General features: G+C 42.1%; 16 protein-coding genes. 14 read left to right on the top strand and 2 right to left on the bottom strand.

All coding sequences use genetic code 11. From position 1 onward, the window contains the following. The 13 genes from DSBG_RS15610 to DSBG_RS15560 all read left to right on the top strand — a co-directional run. The coding region (locus tag DSBG_RS15610; RefSeq protein WP_083236917.1) for a uroporphyrinogen decarboxylase family protein at positions 1-883 on the top strand (883 nt) is incomplete at its 5' end. 23 nt (positions 884-906) lie between these two features. After that, entirely contained in the window at positions 907-1,743 is an 837-nt protein-coding gene (gene pylSc / locus DSBG_RS15605) for a pyrrolysine--tRNA(Pyl) ligase large subunit (protein WP_068965211.1), read from the top strand. A gap of 149 nt (positions 1,744-1,892) precedes the next feature. Further along, positions 1,893-3,002 (top strand): methylornithine synthase PylB, encoded by a 1,110-nt coding sequence (gene pylB, locus DSBG_RS15600; protein WP_068965210.1) that lies wholly within the window; start codon positions 1,893-1,895, stop codon positions 3,000-3,002. Beyond that, on the top strand, positions 2,993-4,147 hold the full coding sequence (gene pylC, locus DSBG_RS15595; RefSeq protein WP_068965209.1) for a 3-methylornithine--L-lysine ligase PylC: 1,155 nt from the start codon (positions 2,993-2,995) through the stop codon (positions 4,145-4,147). Before pylB ends, pylC begins: the two co-directional genes overlap by 10 nt. 111 nt (positions 4,148-4,258) lie before the next feature. After that, positions 4,259-4,381, top strand: a complete 123-nt coding sequence (locus tag DSBG_RS24085; RefSeq protein ID WP_282434226.1) for a hypothetical protein — start codon at positions 4,259-4,261, stop codon at positions 4,379-4,381. Further along, positions 4,378-5,193 carry a 3-methylornithyl-N6-L-lysine dehydrogenase PylD gene (gene pylD / locus DSBG_RS15590; RefSeq protein WP_068965208.1) on the top strand — a complete coding sequence of 272 codons (816 nt, stop codon included), beginning with the start codon at positions 4,378-4,380 and terminating at the stop codon, positions 5,191-5,193. Before DSBG_RS24085 ends, pylD begins: the two co-directional genes overlap by 4 nt. A 21-nt stretch (positions 5,194-5,214) precedes the next feature. Next, a complete protein-coding gene (gene pylSn / locus DSBG_RS15585; RefSeq protein WP_068965207.1) occupies positions 5,215-5,577 on the top strand; it encodes a pyrrolysine--tRNA(Pyl) ligase small subunit in 363 nt (120 codons plus the stop codon). Positions 5,578-5,726: 149 nt separating this feature from the next. Beyond that, positions 5,727-5,921, top strand: a complete 195-nt coding sequence (locus tag DSBG_RS21965) for a hypothetical protein (protein WP_141694342.1) — start codon at positions 5,727-5,729, stop codon at positions 5,919-5,921. Between the two features lie 502 nt (positions 5,922-6,423). Next, positions 6,424-6,756: a thioredoxin family protein gene (locus tag DSBG_RS15575; protein WP_083236915.1), complete on the top strand. Its 333-nt coding sequence runs from the start codon at positions 6,424-6,426 to the stop codon at positions 6,754-6,756. An 84-nt stretch (positions 6,757-6,840) separates the two neighbouring features. After that, positions 6,841-6,987 carry a hypothetical protein gene (locus tag DSBG_RS23210; protein ID WP_176716296.1) on the top strand — a complete coding sequence of 49 codons (147 nt, stop codon included), beginning with the start codon at positions 6,841-6,843 and terminating at the stop codon, positions 6,985-6,987. A 170-nt stretch (positions 6,988-7,157) separates the two neighbouring features. Beyond that, positions 7,158-7,535 carry a BlaI/MecI/CopY family transcriptional regulator gene (locus DSBG_RS15570; protein WP_083236914.1) on the top strand — a complete coding sequence of 126 codons (378 nt, stop codon included), beginning with the start codon at positions 7,158-7,160 and terminating at the stop codon, positions 7,533-7,535. 2 nt (positions 7,536-7,537) lie between these two features. Next, entirely contained in the window at positions 7,538-9,394 is a 1,857-nt protein-coding gene (locus DSBG_RS15565) for a M56 family metallopeptidase (RefSeq protein WP_068965204.1), read from the top strand. A gap of 198 nt (positions 9,395-9,592) precedes the next feature. Further along, positions 9,593-10,381 carry a hypothetical protein gene (locus DSBG_RS15560; RefSeq protein ID WP_068965203.1) on the top strand — a complete coding sequence of 263 codons (789 nt, stop codon included), beginning with the start codon at positions 9,593-9,595 and terminating at the stop codon, positions 10,379-10,381. A 177-nt stretch (positions 10,382-10,558) separates the two neighbouring features. On the opposite strand, the gene DSBG_RS15555 is transcribed toward DSBG_RS15560, so the two are convergent. Then, a complete protein-coding gene (locus tag DSBG_RS15555) occupies positions 10,559-11,251 on the bottom strand; it encodes a YjjG family noncanonical pyrimidine nucleotidase (RefSeq protein WP_068965202.1) in 693 nt (230 codons plus the stop codon). Positions 11,252-11,439: 188 nt separating this feature from the next. Further along, complete coding sequence (locus DSBG_RS15550) at positions 11,440-12,516, bottom strand: GTP pyrophosphokinase (protein ID WP_068965201.1); 1,077 nt, start codon at positions 12,514-12,516, stop codon at positions 11,440-11,442. A 590-nt stretch (positions 12,517-13,106) separates the two neighbouring features. Here DSBG_RS15550 and DSBG_RS15545 point away from each other — a divergent pair. After that, positions 13,107-14,231: a radical SAM protein gene (locus DSBG_RS15545; RefSeq protein ID WP_068965200.1), complete on the top strand. Its 1,125-nt coding sequence runs from the start codon at positions 13,107-13,109 to the stop codon at positions 14,229-14,231. The last annotated feature ends 24 nt before the right edge of the window (positions 14,232-14,255 follow it).

The raw sequence follows: 14,255 nt of genomic DNA, 5'->3' as shown, positions 1-14,255 counted from the left end.
TGCAGAAGGTCAAAATGCAATATATTTTCAATGCCCGGGAGAAAGCCCGGAAGAAATACCGGATTCCATCATGAATTCCCCAGGTGTAAGTTTCGACCAGGCTTATAGCGATAAAAGGGTTATGGCTGTCATTGCTGAAAATTTAAAAGAATATAAGGGTGATTGTCTTTGCCGGGTTCCCTTTTGTCTGACGGTAGAAGCGGAAGCCTTGGGGGCTAAAGTGATTATGCCAGCTAAACAAACAGGGCCGAGAATTGCAAGTTACAAATTCAACAAGATAGAGGAACTGGCTGAAATCGCCGAAATGGATCTGCGCAGGGGCACGATCAAGGAAGTCTTAAACTGCGTGGAAATATTGGCCAACAAGGGGAACGTCGTGGCCTTAAATGTGGAGGGCCCCTTTACAATCTTAGGGCAGCTAATCGATCCCACAATATTGTATAAAGGAATAAACAAACATAGAGAGCTGATCGGCCAAGCCTTGCAAGTGATAGAAAATAGCGTTGTGCAGTATATTTTGGCAGGTATCAATCAAGGTGCAGGCATAATATCCTACGCCGATCCCACTGGGGCTCTGGAACTGGTGGGCCCTAAACTATTCAGGGAAATAAGCGGTCAGGTGTCCTACAATATTTTACAAAGGGTCGCCGGAAATTTAAGCGGTGTTATTGTCCACCTCTGTGGCAAAACTTCCACCGCCTTTGCTAAAACAGGTTTTTGCCGGATTAAACCGGTTGCTGTGCCAGGTGGTTTGACTTATGGCGAAGCGATCTGTCAATTGTCTAAAGATGAGAGGATAAACTATATCGGACACAGCTGTATGAAAAGCACCCCCCTGAAAATGCAGCAACCGGTGGTCTGGCAGGTAGAATTGATACCTTAATTTAAGATGGGAGGCAGAGTCAGGTGGCATTTTTTTGGACGACGGCACAAGAAAAGAGGTTAGGTGAGCTAAATGCTGCTGAATCACAGCGGAGCATGAGCTTTTCCGCCCTGGTTGACAGGGAAGCCGCTTTTAAAAAAGTGGAACAGCAGCTTATTAATGAAGGCAAGCAGCAGCTCAATAAACTGAGAAATGAAACAAAGAGACCGGCTATATGTCTTCTGGAAGCACGTCTGGTGGAGGCTTTAACCGGTATGGGTTTTGTTCAGGTAGCGACACCTGTTATTCTGGCCAAAAAGTCGCTTGAAAAAATGACCATCACCGATACGCACGCGCTTTTCTCCCAGGTATTCTGGATAGAAGAGAATAAATGTCTGCGTCCGATGTTGGCGCCAAACTTGTATTACATTTTGAAGGATTTACTTAGACTATGGGAAAAACCCGTACGTATTTTTGAAATCGGCTCTTGTTTTCGCAAGGATTCCCAGGGGAATAACCATTTAAACGAGTTTACCATGCTCAACCTGGTTGAATGGGGTCTGCCGGAAGAACAGCGTCAGGAAAGGATTGCCGAGCTAGCCCATGCTGTGTTGGAAGCGTCCGGTATTACCGAATACCATCTGGAACAGACGGATTCGGTGGTCTATGGTGACACTATCGATGTTATGCAGGGAGAGATTGAACTGGGCTCGGGTGCGCTGGGACCTCACTTTTTGGACGGTCAATGGGGCGTGGTTGGCCCCTGGGTAGGTATTGGCTTTGGGTTGGAACGTCTGCTGATGGTTAGGGACGGCGCTCATAATGTCAGCAGCAGGGGGAAAAGCCTGACTTATTTAGATGGGGTAAGGCTAAACATTTAAGGGATTCGCAATGCTGTCGAAAGTATAACTTGTTAGGTTCTCCAAAGCTATAAAGTCTTGCGCTGGGATTCTAATCCATCCCTGTGAATTGCAATTCATGAATGTTGATACTGATTAAGAAAAATCTTACTTGCGGAAAGAGGTGTTTGATGGTGGTTGCTCAAAAACTTGACACGATACTGGACAAAGCCCTCCAGGAAATTTGGCTTTCCCGGGAAGAAATTAAATTTCTGCTTCAATTAGCTGATCCGGTGAGCCGGGAGAGGGTTTTCTTAACAGCCAGAGAATTGCGCCAAAGGTATTTTGCAGATAAGGTATTTCTTTACGGATTCGTATATTTTTCAACCTATTGCCGGAATGATTGTACTTTTTGCTATTACCGGAAATCGAACGACCTTTGTCAAAGGTATCGCAAGACAACAAGGGAAATTGTTGATATCGCCTGTGCCTTAGCCGAGGCAGGAGTGTATCTTATCGATTTGACGATGGGGGAAGACCCGCAGTATCTGGCCAACGGTTCCGAGGGATATGAAAATTTGCTTGAAGTTGTGCGGCTGGTTAAAAAGAATACCGGCTTGCCGGTCATGATCTCTCCCGGGGTTGTGCCGGGGGCTATTTTGAAAGAGTTGCAGCAGGCCGGGGCAGACTGGTATGCCTGCTATCAAGAAACTCACAACCGCCTGCTGTATAAAAAACTTAGACTAAATCAAAGTTATAGTGAGAGATGGGCAAGCAAGATTTATGCCCGATCAATCGGCATGCTGGTTGAAGAAGGGCTGCTGGTTGGGGTCGGAGATTCGCTGGAGGATATTGTGAATTCCTTGCTGGAAATGAAAAACCTGGGAGCGGAACAGGTCAGAACGATGAGCTTTGTACCCCAACAGGGTACGCCTTTGTCGGGCAATGGTTCATCGGACGATAGGCTGGAGCTGAATATCATTGCCGTTATGCGTATTTTATTTCCAGACAGACTGATCCCTGCGTCTCTGGATGTCCGAGGAATCTTTGGCCTGCAGCAACGACTTAATGCCGGTGCGAACGTTGTTACATCCTTGATTCCGCCGGACCGGGGGCTGGTGGGAGTTTCCCAAAGCACCCTGGACATTGCGGAGGGGCACAGGACGGTTAAGGGAGTTATGCCGGTTTTGCGGGAGTGCGGCTTAGCTCCGGCTACCCTGGCAGAATACCAAAGATGGCTGCAGGAAAAGCAGGGCCGAATAAAAAATAGGGCTATAGGAAAGGAAATTTTATGCAAGTAGCTGTGTTGGGCGGCAAGCTGCAAGGAGTGGAAGCGGTATATCTGGCGCATAAAGCCGGCTGGCAGGTTATCCTGGTTGACCGGGACCAGACTGCTCCGGCTGTGGGAATGTGTGATCAATTTTTACAATTCGATATGCTGGAAAAAGATAAACTAAGGCAATTGTTTAATGAAGTACAGTTTGTGATTCCGGCCCTGGAAAACAAAGCAGCTCTGGAAAGCATCAAGCAATGTGCTCTGGCGGCCGGTGTCAAGACTTTTTATGATCCTGCAGCTTATCAGCTTTCATCCTCAAAAATCAAGTCCGACAGGCTCTTTGCCGACCTTGAACTACCTGTACCAAAGCCCTGGCCCTGTGGGTTTCCCCTTACCGTAAAACCTTCCGGCGCAAGCGGCAGTGCCCATGTTTATAAGATTGACAACCCCCGGGACTTTAAGGAACTTATGAGGAGGCTGGGCAATTCAGAGGAATGGGTTATCCAGGAATATTTGGCGGGACCTTCTTATTCCATCGAGGTTGTTGGTTGTCAGGGAGCTTATCGTACATTTCAAATCACGGAATTGGAGATGGATGATGTCTATGATTGTAAAAGGGTGCTGGCGCCTGCCGAGCTGTCTCCGGAAAAAGTTCAAGAATTTGAAGACTGTGCGCTTAAAATTGCTCGGGCAATTAATCTGCACGGGATCATGGATGTTGAGGTCATTTTGCATGATCATCAATTGAAGGTGCTGGAAATAGACGCCCGCCTGCCCAGTCAGACACCTACGGTGGTATACAAATCCACGGGGATAAACCTGCTGGAAGTTTTATGGTCAGACTGCGCGGGAAAAAATGAGGCGATTGAGGCGGGCCAAAACAGAGGAGCTGTCTATGAGCATATTAAAGTTGCAGGGAAGCGGCTTGAGGTAAGCGGTGAACATATCATGTCCGGGGCAGGCCACTTGCATATTTATGAAGACTTTTTTGGTGCCGAAGAAGCCATTTCCAATTTTAGTAAAGATAAAGCAGAGTGGGTGGCTACCCTGATGATTACGGGCCAGGATCGTAACGAAGCCTGGGCCAGGAGATGCAGGGTGCTCCAAAAAATCATGAAACGATATGGTATTAATGATTACATGGACACCCGTAGGTTGGAAATTCAGTGAGATGGCGCGGTGAAATATTTGTACTATCAGAAAGCATAAACTTGCGTTACTTTCTAAGCATAAGGGAACTAGGCAGCCGCTGGCCATGGATGGGCGATTGTACCGGTAGCCATGGATGGGCGAGAAGGGACCGCCTGCCCCGGAGGCTTCTCCGCTGTGCTAATCCGTGCGAAGACAGTGTCTTCGCGGGCGCCAGCCAAGTTTTCTTTACCTGAAGGGGGAGTGATTGGTTGACTAGATTAAGGGCGGAAGACATTTTGGACATGGCTGAGAATTTAAAAGAATATAATAAACAATTGCTTAATAATGTTGGTAAAGCTTTGTGGGAGATCGCAGCCCATGCTAATGGGCATAGGCAAGCAGAAATTAATGATTTGGTTCAGTTCGGGCCGGTGGCTGTTATCCCTGTTTCCAGTGGCCAAGGTATTATTAACGGCTTTTCCGGATCGGTGCAAAAGATTATAGAGTTCTTAGGTTTTCCTGCCTTTGTTACCGGCGGGCATGACGTAGGGGGCCTGGCGGAAGCTATTGAAAAGGGCGGAAAGGTTATTTTTCTGGCCGATGACGACCATTTTGTGGCGATTAATCTGGCTAAGGGTAAAGTGGTTGACAACGGAAAGGCCACGGGAAAAGGGTATGCGGCAGCATTGGATTTAATGTCCGGCGGGCTGCGGGATAAGAAAGTGTTGTTGCTTGGTGCTGGTCCTGTGGGAATGGGAGCGGCAGCTTTTATGTCAGCCCAGGGAGCAAAGGTTTTTGTTTATGATATTAACCGGCCGCAAGCTGAGAAGCTGAAAGATGTGGTACCCGGTGTGCAAATAGTGCAAGATTTTTATCAGGCTTTGTCTGAATACAAGCTGCTGTTTGATGCAACACCGTCAGCTGAAATAATTGGTAAAGAATTTATCCGGGAAGATACAATGATTGCTGCGCCGGGCATACCCTTGGGCTTGAGTCAGGAATGCCTGCCGCTGCTTGCAGGGAGATTGGTTCATGATATGTTGGAGATTGGTGTCGCTACTATGTTGTTTGAGGCCTTAGCTTAACCAACGAAAGAAGGTTTAATCATGAGTTCGAAAAAGAACGTGGATATCACGAAGACCCTTCAAGATGCTGAAAATAGTCGTAAACAGAAATATTATAGAAAAAATGTTGGATTTTTTAAGTTATTAGAAAAAATTAAATTATGGCCGGCCCGTTCCGGCGTGCTGCATGGTATTAAATCAATAAAGATTACCAGCAATACGGCTGAAATAACCACTTTTTGCGGTGAGTCATTTCTGGTTTGGAATTCCCGCAACAGCCGGGCCTCCAGATGGCTGCGGAATAAGCTGAGTTTCAGTGCTTGTGGAAAATGTAAAATACCAGACTGGAAAATAGAAAAGTATACTGCTACCATGATGACCCAAAAGTGGGGTTCCGGTTTGTAAAATTAATGAATCATTAGGCGCACATCGTTGAGTTCAATTTCTTCTATCGTTTTCTGGGGGATATTGAGACTGGCTATCAATACGGCGACTTTGCCGGTTTCCTCTGCGAACAGGGCGGAGAGTATTATCTTTTGCGATATCTCCCAGGCATGTGGCAGGGTTATTGTACATATTCCTATACTCTTTTCACTCTGGAGGGCGGTGTCGAGCATGTTGTCCGCAGTAACACAATCGGGTTTGACGCAGCGTTAAGAAATTCAGCGAGCCCTGCATTTTTTGTTTTCATCAGCGGTGTTGATTTAGGTGTTGGGCAGCTTGTCGAGGAAATGGGCTCAATCTGCTGAAAATTGAAGAAAGCGAATACCCAATTATCTGAGTATTCGCTTCTAGCGAGATGATTTAACTGGTTTAGTTTTCGTTTCTTGGTCATTGGCCTCGATGTGTAAAGCCTCCAACCCAACGTCAATTAGAATGATTTCAATGATACACTTTTCTTGTTCTGTCATACTTCCCTCCCTCAACTTTTTTACTGGTTTTTTGGCCTGTTTATTAGTTAACCTGCTAGAGGTTACAATAAAGATAACATAAAGATAAGAAGTTAATTAGAAGAACATGTTAAAATAAAGTAAAAGCTTTGTAAAATGTGTAGGATCTGCATGTTATGTATATAAATATCTCCTCTAATCAACAATTAACGGGGGTGTATCGCGATGGGACGCCCCGTTTCATCATTAACCCCGAGATTCAAGCAAATTATTTCACGTTTATAAACACAAGGTTGGAATAAAACCACAGATCGCAAAAATTAAGTGGAAGTATCGAAATAAGAAAGGCTATGGATTTAAGATGGAGGAACCAATTAACATTAAGACGGATAGTCTTATTCAAACGTATGATCATCTCAAACAGCTTCTAGCGGAGGAAGAACAGGTTATTCTTTATTTCAGTTCTCGAGACTGTAATGTTTGCCATGCTGTTTTACCGAAACTAATGAATCTAGTCAATGATCATTCAATCAAGGTTGTAAAAATAGATATCAATGAGCATGTAGAAATCGCAGGGCAATTATTGATTTTTACAGTACCGACCATTCTCATAATGTATGATGGTAGAGAAGTTCTTAGAGAAAGTCGATTTATCGATTTACAGAAAGTTGAAAGGATGTTAAATTCGTTTTAGATTCCACATTACGAATTCAGATTGCAGGATCATTCACTAACCCAGTGTTGATTAAAGCAGTGGAAGAATGGGAGAAATCAAGTGATGAATTGGCTACGGTTAGGAAGCAGAATTAAGGTTAAGGGAGGCAATTCAGCAGAGCAAAAAAGAAAAGCTATCCCCTACACTCTGGAAGTGTGGGGCGATTTTTTGTCCGCACTTCGCTTTTCCGCCAAAGGGGATTGTCCATAGATTAAAGGTGTCAATTGCCTGCTTTCTAGTTGAAGTTTCACCAGTGAGTCATAGGCTTACACGGCCTAGTTTTTTTGTTCTATGGGGATGGTTTCATTAGGAAAAAAGATTGAAAAACAGACTTACATGTGTAATAATAACTACAAGCGTAATTGAGATGAGGTGAAATCATGTCGGAGATACCTAAGATTTCAGAGGCTGAGTGGGAAGTAATGAGAATATTTTGGTCCAAGGCCGTTCCATGTACCGCAAATGAAATCGTTGATGCTCTAGGGAGCTTTTCGGACTGGAAACCGAATACTGTAAAAACACTCATCACAAGATTGGTGAAAAAAGGTGCTTTGGGGTTTAGAGAAGAACGTAGAATATATTGGTATTATCCACTGATAACCGAAAATAAGTGCATCAGGTCGGAGACTAAATCATTTGTCAAACGGGTTTTTGGGGGAGCAATAAAGCCAATGTTGGTTACCTTCCTGCAGGAGGAGAAACTTTCCCAGGAAGAAATCGAAGAGCTTAAACGTATCCTTGAAGAAAGGAAGTGGTAAAGATGTCCCATATTTTTAGCTTACTTCCTGTATTCGATTGGGTTGTTTGGACCTCTGCCAAAGTTAGTGTCTTCATCATCTTTTTTTTGCTCGTAAAATACCTATTTAGAAACAAGCTGGGAACAACTGTGAATTACCTGCTCTGGTCCATTGTCATTGTGGGTTTACTATTACCTTGGACACCACCAAGTTCGTTTAGCATATACAATTTAGTCGGACTTTCAACACAAAACTCAACTGCAGTAACGATGAGTCCTAATCTTGATCAAAACTTTGGCCAAAATAGTACTATCCCCTCTAAAACCAAGGCTACTGATGACAATAATCTTGATTATGCTGTCGGTAAATCCAAACCACAAAACAAAATAAGCCTGCGGTCCATAGCTGCCTCTCCCTTAACCCATCAAGGTTTGTTCCTTTTATGGATTTCAGGTATTTCTGCCTTCATTGTTTCCACAATTGTTGTGAATAAAAGGTTTTCTCGCTCTATTAAAGGTCATACCATTAATAATTGGTATTTACTGGCTGGATTAGAAGGCGTAAAAGAAAGACTAAGCATAAAGAGAGATATTCCCTTAACTTTAACGCAGGCAGTAGGGACTCCCTCTTTGTTTGGGTTGTTTAAACCGAGATTATTATTGCCGGTATCCCTTCTAAACCATTTTAGCTCGGAACAGCTTAAGTATGTTTTTGTTCATGAGTTGTTGCACTTTAAGCACAGGGATATTATTGTAAACTGGCTGGTGCAGGTGCTATTAATTCTACACTGGTTTAACCCCATTATTTGGTACGCCTTTACCAAATTACGAGAAGACCAGGAAATTGCTTGTGATGCAATGACTGTAAAATACTTCGGAGCAAATAACTCTAAGGAATATGCGGATACCCTCATAAAATTGCTGGAAAGCTATGTCAGGCCCCCCAGAAAGGCAAACCTTGCGGGCCTTTCCGGTTCAAAATCGCTGATTAAGCGTAGACTTACCAGCATCAGCAATTTGCGTCAAAGCTCTTTAGCTTTTACGGTAGTCATTGTTGCAATTGTAATTTTAACCGGCTTTGTGACGTTCGCTAATGCTAAAATACTTCCTGCAACAGAGAACATTCGTTTACCGCTGCCCGCATCGGCCAAGCAAACAGCCGCAGAACAAACCAATCTTCAAGCATCAAACAGTTTGCCAGCCTCAATACAATCGATTAGCATCAGTGATGATTCGCCGGCAGGTAGTTACTGGAGCCCCGATAGTCAAAATGAAGTCTTATCTCAAGTGTCGTCTTGGTTAAAGACAGCGAAACAATATACTGCAACAGTTCCGAATACGGATTATGTTGATAATGTCGTTCATTACAATATTGGACCATCCGCACTGCATATTACTGGTTCAGAGCAGTTTGAAGCCCTGATTTATCCTGCTTGGTACGTCAAAATCGACGGACAGGAAGTCGATGCTGGTTCCATAACCCATAATATACATTACATACAGGATGTAGTCGTCATTATCGAGGCAAGAACCAACTACGTAAGCTATTTAGAATCAGGGCCGTTATATAATTGGTTGAAAAACGAGGAATGGAAGACGGAGTTTAGTCAAAACCCTGCCCTCACTCCTCTTTACCAGACCAACGAGAATGGCCAGACGTATGGTTCAGCTTTTGCTTCCAGTATTATTGGCAACCCACAGCCGGATCTAATTAGTGCCGGAAAGGATGGTACCTCGGGTTACGTAAAATATGAGGACCTCATGGGGCCACAGCCCAAAACACCTGAGGAAGCGATTGCAATGCAAAAAATGGGTAAATTTGAAAAAAGAGAAATTCCGCTGTATGCTGCAGATGGTAAAACAGTTATTGGTTCATTCTAATGATAACCAGGATATTTCTGAGAGTTCGGATAAAAAGTGAGCGTGTTCGGGCGAAGAAACCTGCCAATAAAGGTGTAACAAAAAGCCGCCTACTTTCGTTTATTTGGATGAAGGGATAAATGGAGGAGGCGAGTTCATGAGAAAAAGAGCATTTGTGCTCGTCCAAAGTCTTATTAAATAATTTAAGGGAGCAGAATCATGAAAAAATGGATATTACTTCTCAGTTTCATCGTACTATTATTCTCTGTGATTGTTACAAATCATTACTTGAAAGATATTGATGATAGCCTTAGTTGGGCTAAGAATCTTTCTGTAAACGATGTGCAGTCTATTGAAATGGTTATATCGCCATCAGATAGGGAGAATCATTACAAAAAATTTTCACCCGAGGAATTTGGCGCAATCATAAATATTATAAACGCAAGTAGGGGACAAAAGGCTGACGCACCTGCTGAACTTGGAAGCACCATAACACTGTACATCACCACAAAAGAAGGCAATGTCCATACCTATCAAAATCTAAGAAACGCTTATCTTGTCATTGATAACGGATATTTCAGTGCAGATAGTTCATGGCTTGCAAGTAGTTTTAAAGATTTTAAAGGCGATGCTTTGCTTCCCGATGGTTTTACTGAACGTGTTACAGGGATTACTACCACATATGGTTTAATGAAACTAGGTAAAAATGGCAAGATGTTAAGTCCGCTTTTCCCGTTGGAGGGTACATATAGGCAGCTTGCGGAAGAGACAGTATTCAATCACTTGATAAAGTCTACCCTATATCCTCCACAGGATATTGATTCCTTCGATGCGTGCTATATGCTGCGAGTAATCTATAGCAGCAAAAATTCAAATACGGCGCATGATTATTATCTTTTCATAATGAATGGCGACGCTTATATGCAAAGTGGCAAAGGCGGGTTGAATGCAAAGGTAGACACAGAATTGTATAATCGTATTGACACTCTTCTAAATTCCTTTAATTAGCCTTTGATGCCAGCAATTCCAGAGGTGGAGCGGTAAGTAAAATCTTGATGAACTCGAGAGTATTGTTGCTAAGCTTGAGCACATGATAGCCCAAGAAAATGCCAATCTAGAAAGGCTTGAAGCAGAAATCGGAGAGCTTATTGTCAAAGCATCGCTGTTCTCGAAAGAAAATAAGGCTCATGTTATGGGGGCGCAAATGGAAAATAATTGCGCTAAACTTGTGATTGTATAAGTACTTTGAATTTCTGCAGAGCATTTTTGCAATTTTCTATTGATCCAGCAGGTATCAATTCCTGACGTTAGACCGCCTTTAATATCGGTATTTAAGGAATCCCCGATAATAAGCGCTTCCCTTGCATTAAAATCCTTAATATGACTCATCACATAATCAAAGAATGCTTTTGATGGCTTTTGAAATCCAATGCTTTGAGAATCAAATATGTCTTCGAAAAATTCATATAATCCTGCCTGCTTTAATCGCTTTATCTGAGTTTTCGTTATACCATTTGTGATAACAAACAGTCTATGCGTTACAGATAAGCTCTGACACACTTCCAAAGCTCCGTCAATCAATTGATATCCATTACCCAAAAATTCTCGATATTGACTTTCCCATTCCATACCATCCACAATTTTGCCCAATTTCAACATGGTTTCTGAAAACCTTGAGTTTAATACCTCATCTAATGCAACGTTTCCATTTTCATAATCAGTCCACAGTTGTTTGTTTACGGAATTATATACTCGAAAAAGTTCATCAGAAAAAGTATATCCATTTTGGTGAAACAATTTGTTTAACGAATCAATTTCGTTAGCACTGAAATCTAATAATGTATCATCTAAATCAAATAGTAATATTTTATAACTCATTTTCGCTCTCCACAAAATATAAATTGTCAATAGCTCATGAATCCTATTAAGACGACCGATATCTGTCGCTATCACAAGTACCAGATCATTTTTCAGTGAACTTCACAAAATCATATACCCATTATGCTAATCTATACAAAGTCCATACTGTGTTAGAAGCACAGCCAATTTTCGGCTGTAAACTTTCTTTAAGATTTTGAAGAATAGGCTGCAAGGATTTGTTGGATGAGCTCTTGCCTACTTTCAGTCGTCTCGATTTTGAAGTGCTCAAGATAATCAGATACTTGCTTAGAAGAACCTCTTCGGCCAACGATGGCATAGGCCAGGTAGAATAAAGAAGTCCCCCAATTGACCTTCTCGCCCTGTTTGTTTTTGAGTCCATTGCGAGGGAAATTTAAAACATCATCTCCAATGTCTTTAACGATTTCATCGAGTTCCCCAATGGTCTTCACTCCCAGGTAACTAAAGACTGTCGTTAGATAGCCAAAAAAACGATCCTTTAATTCCAGGTCAGCGTTGACGATGTGACTAATCTTCTGGTCGAGGATACGGATATGTTGAGATTTTTGAACATAAGATTTTAGCGATGCCTGATTGATAAGTACCGTAGTGGGGGTCTTCTCGATTTGAGCTTCAACTTCGGCTTCGTAATTAGCGAGGTTGGAACGAATTTTGATAAACTCTTCGTCCGCCAATTCCAGTAATCCAGCTAGTCGCGAGAAGCTTCTCCGGATTTCTCGGGGAACGGCGTGTTCATTTTTATAACCCAAGTCATGTTCGATTTCAGCCCATGTATGTTGAAGGATGGAGCGAATTTGAATTTCCACCTTACAATCTTTAAAGCGTTGGTACTCAATAAGCTGAAGTCTAAAGGGGGGAAGTTTGACGACATAGTGAAGGGATAGATAGCCAAATTTCTCAGGGTCAATCAATTCTCGCTTGTCCACGGAGTTTGACTGATCTACTTCAAATTCCTCCTCTACGAAACCCGCGATAAGATCCACTTGGTCAGCAAAATAGGTGATAATCCGAATCCCGGCTAAATCGGTGATGTCTTCTAGTTTTGTGTATTTATCATCTTCCCGATTTGCTTTTCTCTTTAAGCTTTCTCGGCTTTTTACCCGGGAAGTGATTGAGTGGACGTTGATGCCCTTAAGCTGAAGTATTCCTTTTAATAAGTTTTCTGTGACATTTGTGAAATCGGAATATACTGGATAAACTTGATCGAATTTAGCGATGATGTCGGCTGAATTTTGATTGGTCATCTTAAATTTCCCTTCGGCTTCTAAGTCTTATTTTAGTTATTATGTTATCATATTTAGTTTGCCATATAAAAGTCTGTTGATTCTTGTATGTAAAAGAGCAAGCCACCGTTCACAATGAAACGAATGAAGAAGACTTTGAGCCCATTATACTGTAGGGCTTTATTTTATTTATTTTGGCAAAGATAATTATACATATATAATCTAGGAAGACTCGTATGTGCAGGATTTTGCCGGATAATCTCGAAGAAGTGAGAATTACTAAATCTAAATATAGAATCAGATAATACGTCAAACAGGATGCGTTAAGAAGGGATAGATATGAACAAATCGAAAAACTTCTGAATTATGTCAGCAAAACGGTTACCGATCTGGAAATCCAGCAGATCCTCGGGGAGCCGGATTATCCTCGATTTCAGGGTGAAGTGGAAAGGCGGGTAGAATCCGGAGTATTTGTTCCGGTAAAGGCTGCACGTTGAGTATCCGATCCGGTGGTTAGAAGTGCGTATGTCTTTTGAAGAAGACTATGTGAAAAAGCATAGCAGGAAGATAGGAATCGAATCTTTAGTAGAATTAATTATAGGAGGACATGTATGAAAATTTCAAAGAAAGATGCGTTATTTTGGTTTGAATTCTTTTCAATATTGCCAGAGGATGAGGAAGTTATGACAAAACAACAAGAAATCATTTACGCTACCTTTGCACAAATTGAGGCTGCGATCGATCATAGAAATGATATGTTAATGTCGGAAATTCGAGGCTTGAAAACTTTGGAGAATAGAACTTTTTTTGTGGGAAATGAAAGCAAATTCCCCAAAGGATGTCGTTCTTGTCTGTTGGGAACCGGTTTGAGTGCAATCAGGAAAACGAACAAATGTAACTTAGAGTGTAAGTTCTGCTATCATTATGGAGAACTGGATGATATTGTTCCAGTTGGCGAAGGTATGTGGGAAATCGGAGACACAAAATTTTATGAAAAGGACATTGATTTACTGCTTTCCATCCAACAGAAGCCCACGGGCATTTCCTACGTTTATTTAGAGCCATTCATGGAAATTGAAAAATACTATCCGGTTATAAAGAAATTCAGTGATGCAGGGATTCATCAACATCTCTATACAAATGGCACATTAGCTACGGAAGAGACGTTGAAAGCTTTAGGTGAAGCCGGTCTTGACGAGTTGCGTTTCAACTTGGGTGCCTCGAATTGTTCGGACAAAGTGATTAAAATTATTGCTATAGGGAAAAAATACATTAAAAATGTAGGGATTGAAACGCCAATGACTCCTGAGTTCTTCGAAACTTTTTTCAAGAAGAAGCAAGCGATCTTAGAGACAAAACTCGATTTTATCAATTGTGCAGAATTGCACTTAAATGCCAATAACATAGACAATTATTACGGGGAAAACATGTATATTTTCAGACATGGCTATATATCTCCGATTTGGAGTAGGGAATTAACTCTGAAATTCATGAAAATAGCCGTTGAAGAAAGCTGGGATTTAGCAGTTCATGATTGCTCAAACTATACGAAATTTGCCAGAGGTTTGAATTTTAGTGGCAATGAAGGTAGGTGGGTCGGATCCAGTAATTATACCTGTGAGTTTTCCAGGATACCCTACGAAGTATTTTTACCTATACTGCGTGATGACAATTTCAAATTTTTAAATGAAGAGGAATTGCCTGCCGGCTATAAACCAGGAGAGCTGGTTTTTTAGTGAGGTAAGATGCCGAATGTTGCA

Origin of the sequence: Desulfosporosinus cupriresistens (genome assembly GCF_001707885.1) — a bacterium.
Lineage (GTDB): Bacteria > Bacillota > Desulfitobacteriia > Desulfitobacteriales > Desulfitobacteriaceae > Desulfosporosinus.
The sequence above is the reverse complement of the archived record's forward strand: the minus strand, read 5'-3'. Positions and strand labels throughout refer to the sequence as shown.

Coding starts and splice junctions, on each gene's coding strand:
- pylB (WP_068965210.1), top strand. CDS start 1,893: ATGGTGGTTGCTCAAAAACTTGACACGATACTGGACAAAGCCCTCCAG.
- pylC (WP_068965209.1), top strand. CDS start 2,993: ATGCAAGTAGCTGTGTTGGGCGGCAAGCTGCAAGGAGTGGAAGCGGTA.
- DSBG_RS24085 (WP_282434226.1), top strand. CDS start 4,259: ATGGATGGGCGAGAAGGGACCGCCTGCCCCGGAGGCTTCTCCGCTGTG.
- pylSn (WP_068965207.1), top strand. CDS start 5,215: ATGAGTTCGAAAAAGAACGTGGATATCACGAAGACCCTTCAAGATGCT.
- DSBG_RS21965 (WP_141694342.1), top strand. CDS start 5,727: ATGTGGCAGGGTTATTGTACATATTCCTATACTCTTTTCACTCTGGAG.
- DSBG_RS15575 (WP_083236915.1), top strand. CDS start 6,424: ATGGAGGAACCAATTAACATTAAGACGGATAGTCTTATTCAAACGTAT.
- DSBG_RS23210 (WP_176716296.1), top strand. CDS start 6,841: ATGAATTGGCTACGGTTAGGAAGCAGAATTAAGGTTAAGGGAGGCAAT.
- DSBG_RS15570 (WP_083236914.1), top strand. CDS start 7,158: ATGTCGGAGATACCTAAGATTTCAGAGGCTGAGTGGGAAGTAATGAGA.
- DSBG_RS15565 (WP_068965204.1), top strand. CDS start 7,538: ATGTCCCATATTTTTAGCTTACTTCCTGTATTCGATTGGGTTGTTTGG.
- DSBG_RS15560 (WP_068965203.1), top strand. CDS start 9,593: ATGAAAAAATGGATATTACTTCTCAGTTTCATCGTACTATTATTCTCT.
- DSBG_RS15555 (WP_068965202.1), bottom strand. CDS start 11,251: ATGAGTTATAAAATATTACTATTTGATTTAGATGATACATTATTAGAT.
- DSBG_RS15550 (WP_068965201.1), bottom strand. CDS start 12,516: ATGACCAATCAAAATTCAGCCGACATCATCGCTAAATTCGATCAAGTT.
- DSBG_RS15545 (WP_068965200.1), top strand. CDS start 13,107: ATGAAAATTTCAAAGAAAGATGCGTTATTTTGGTTTGAATTCTTTTCA.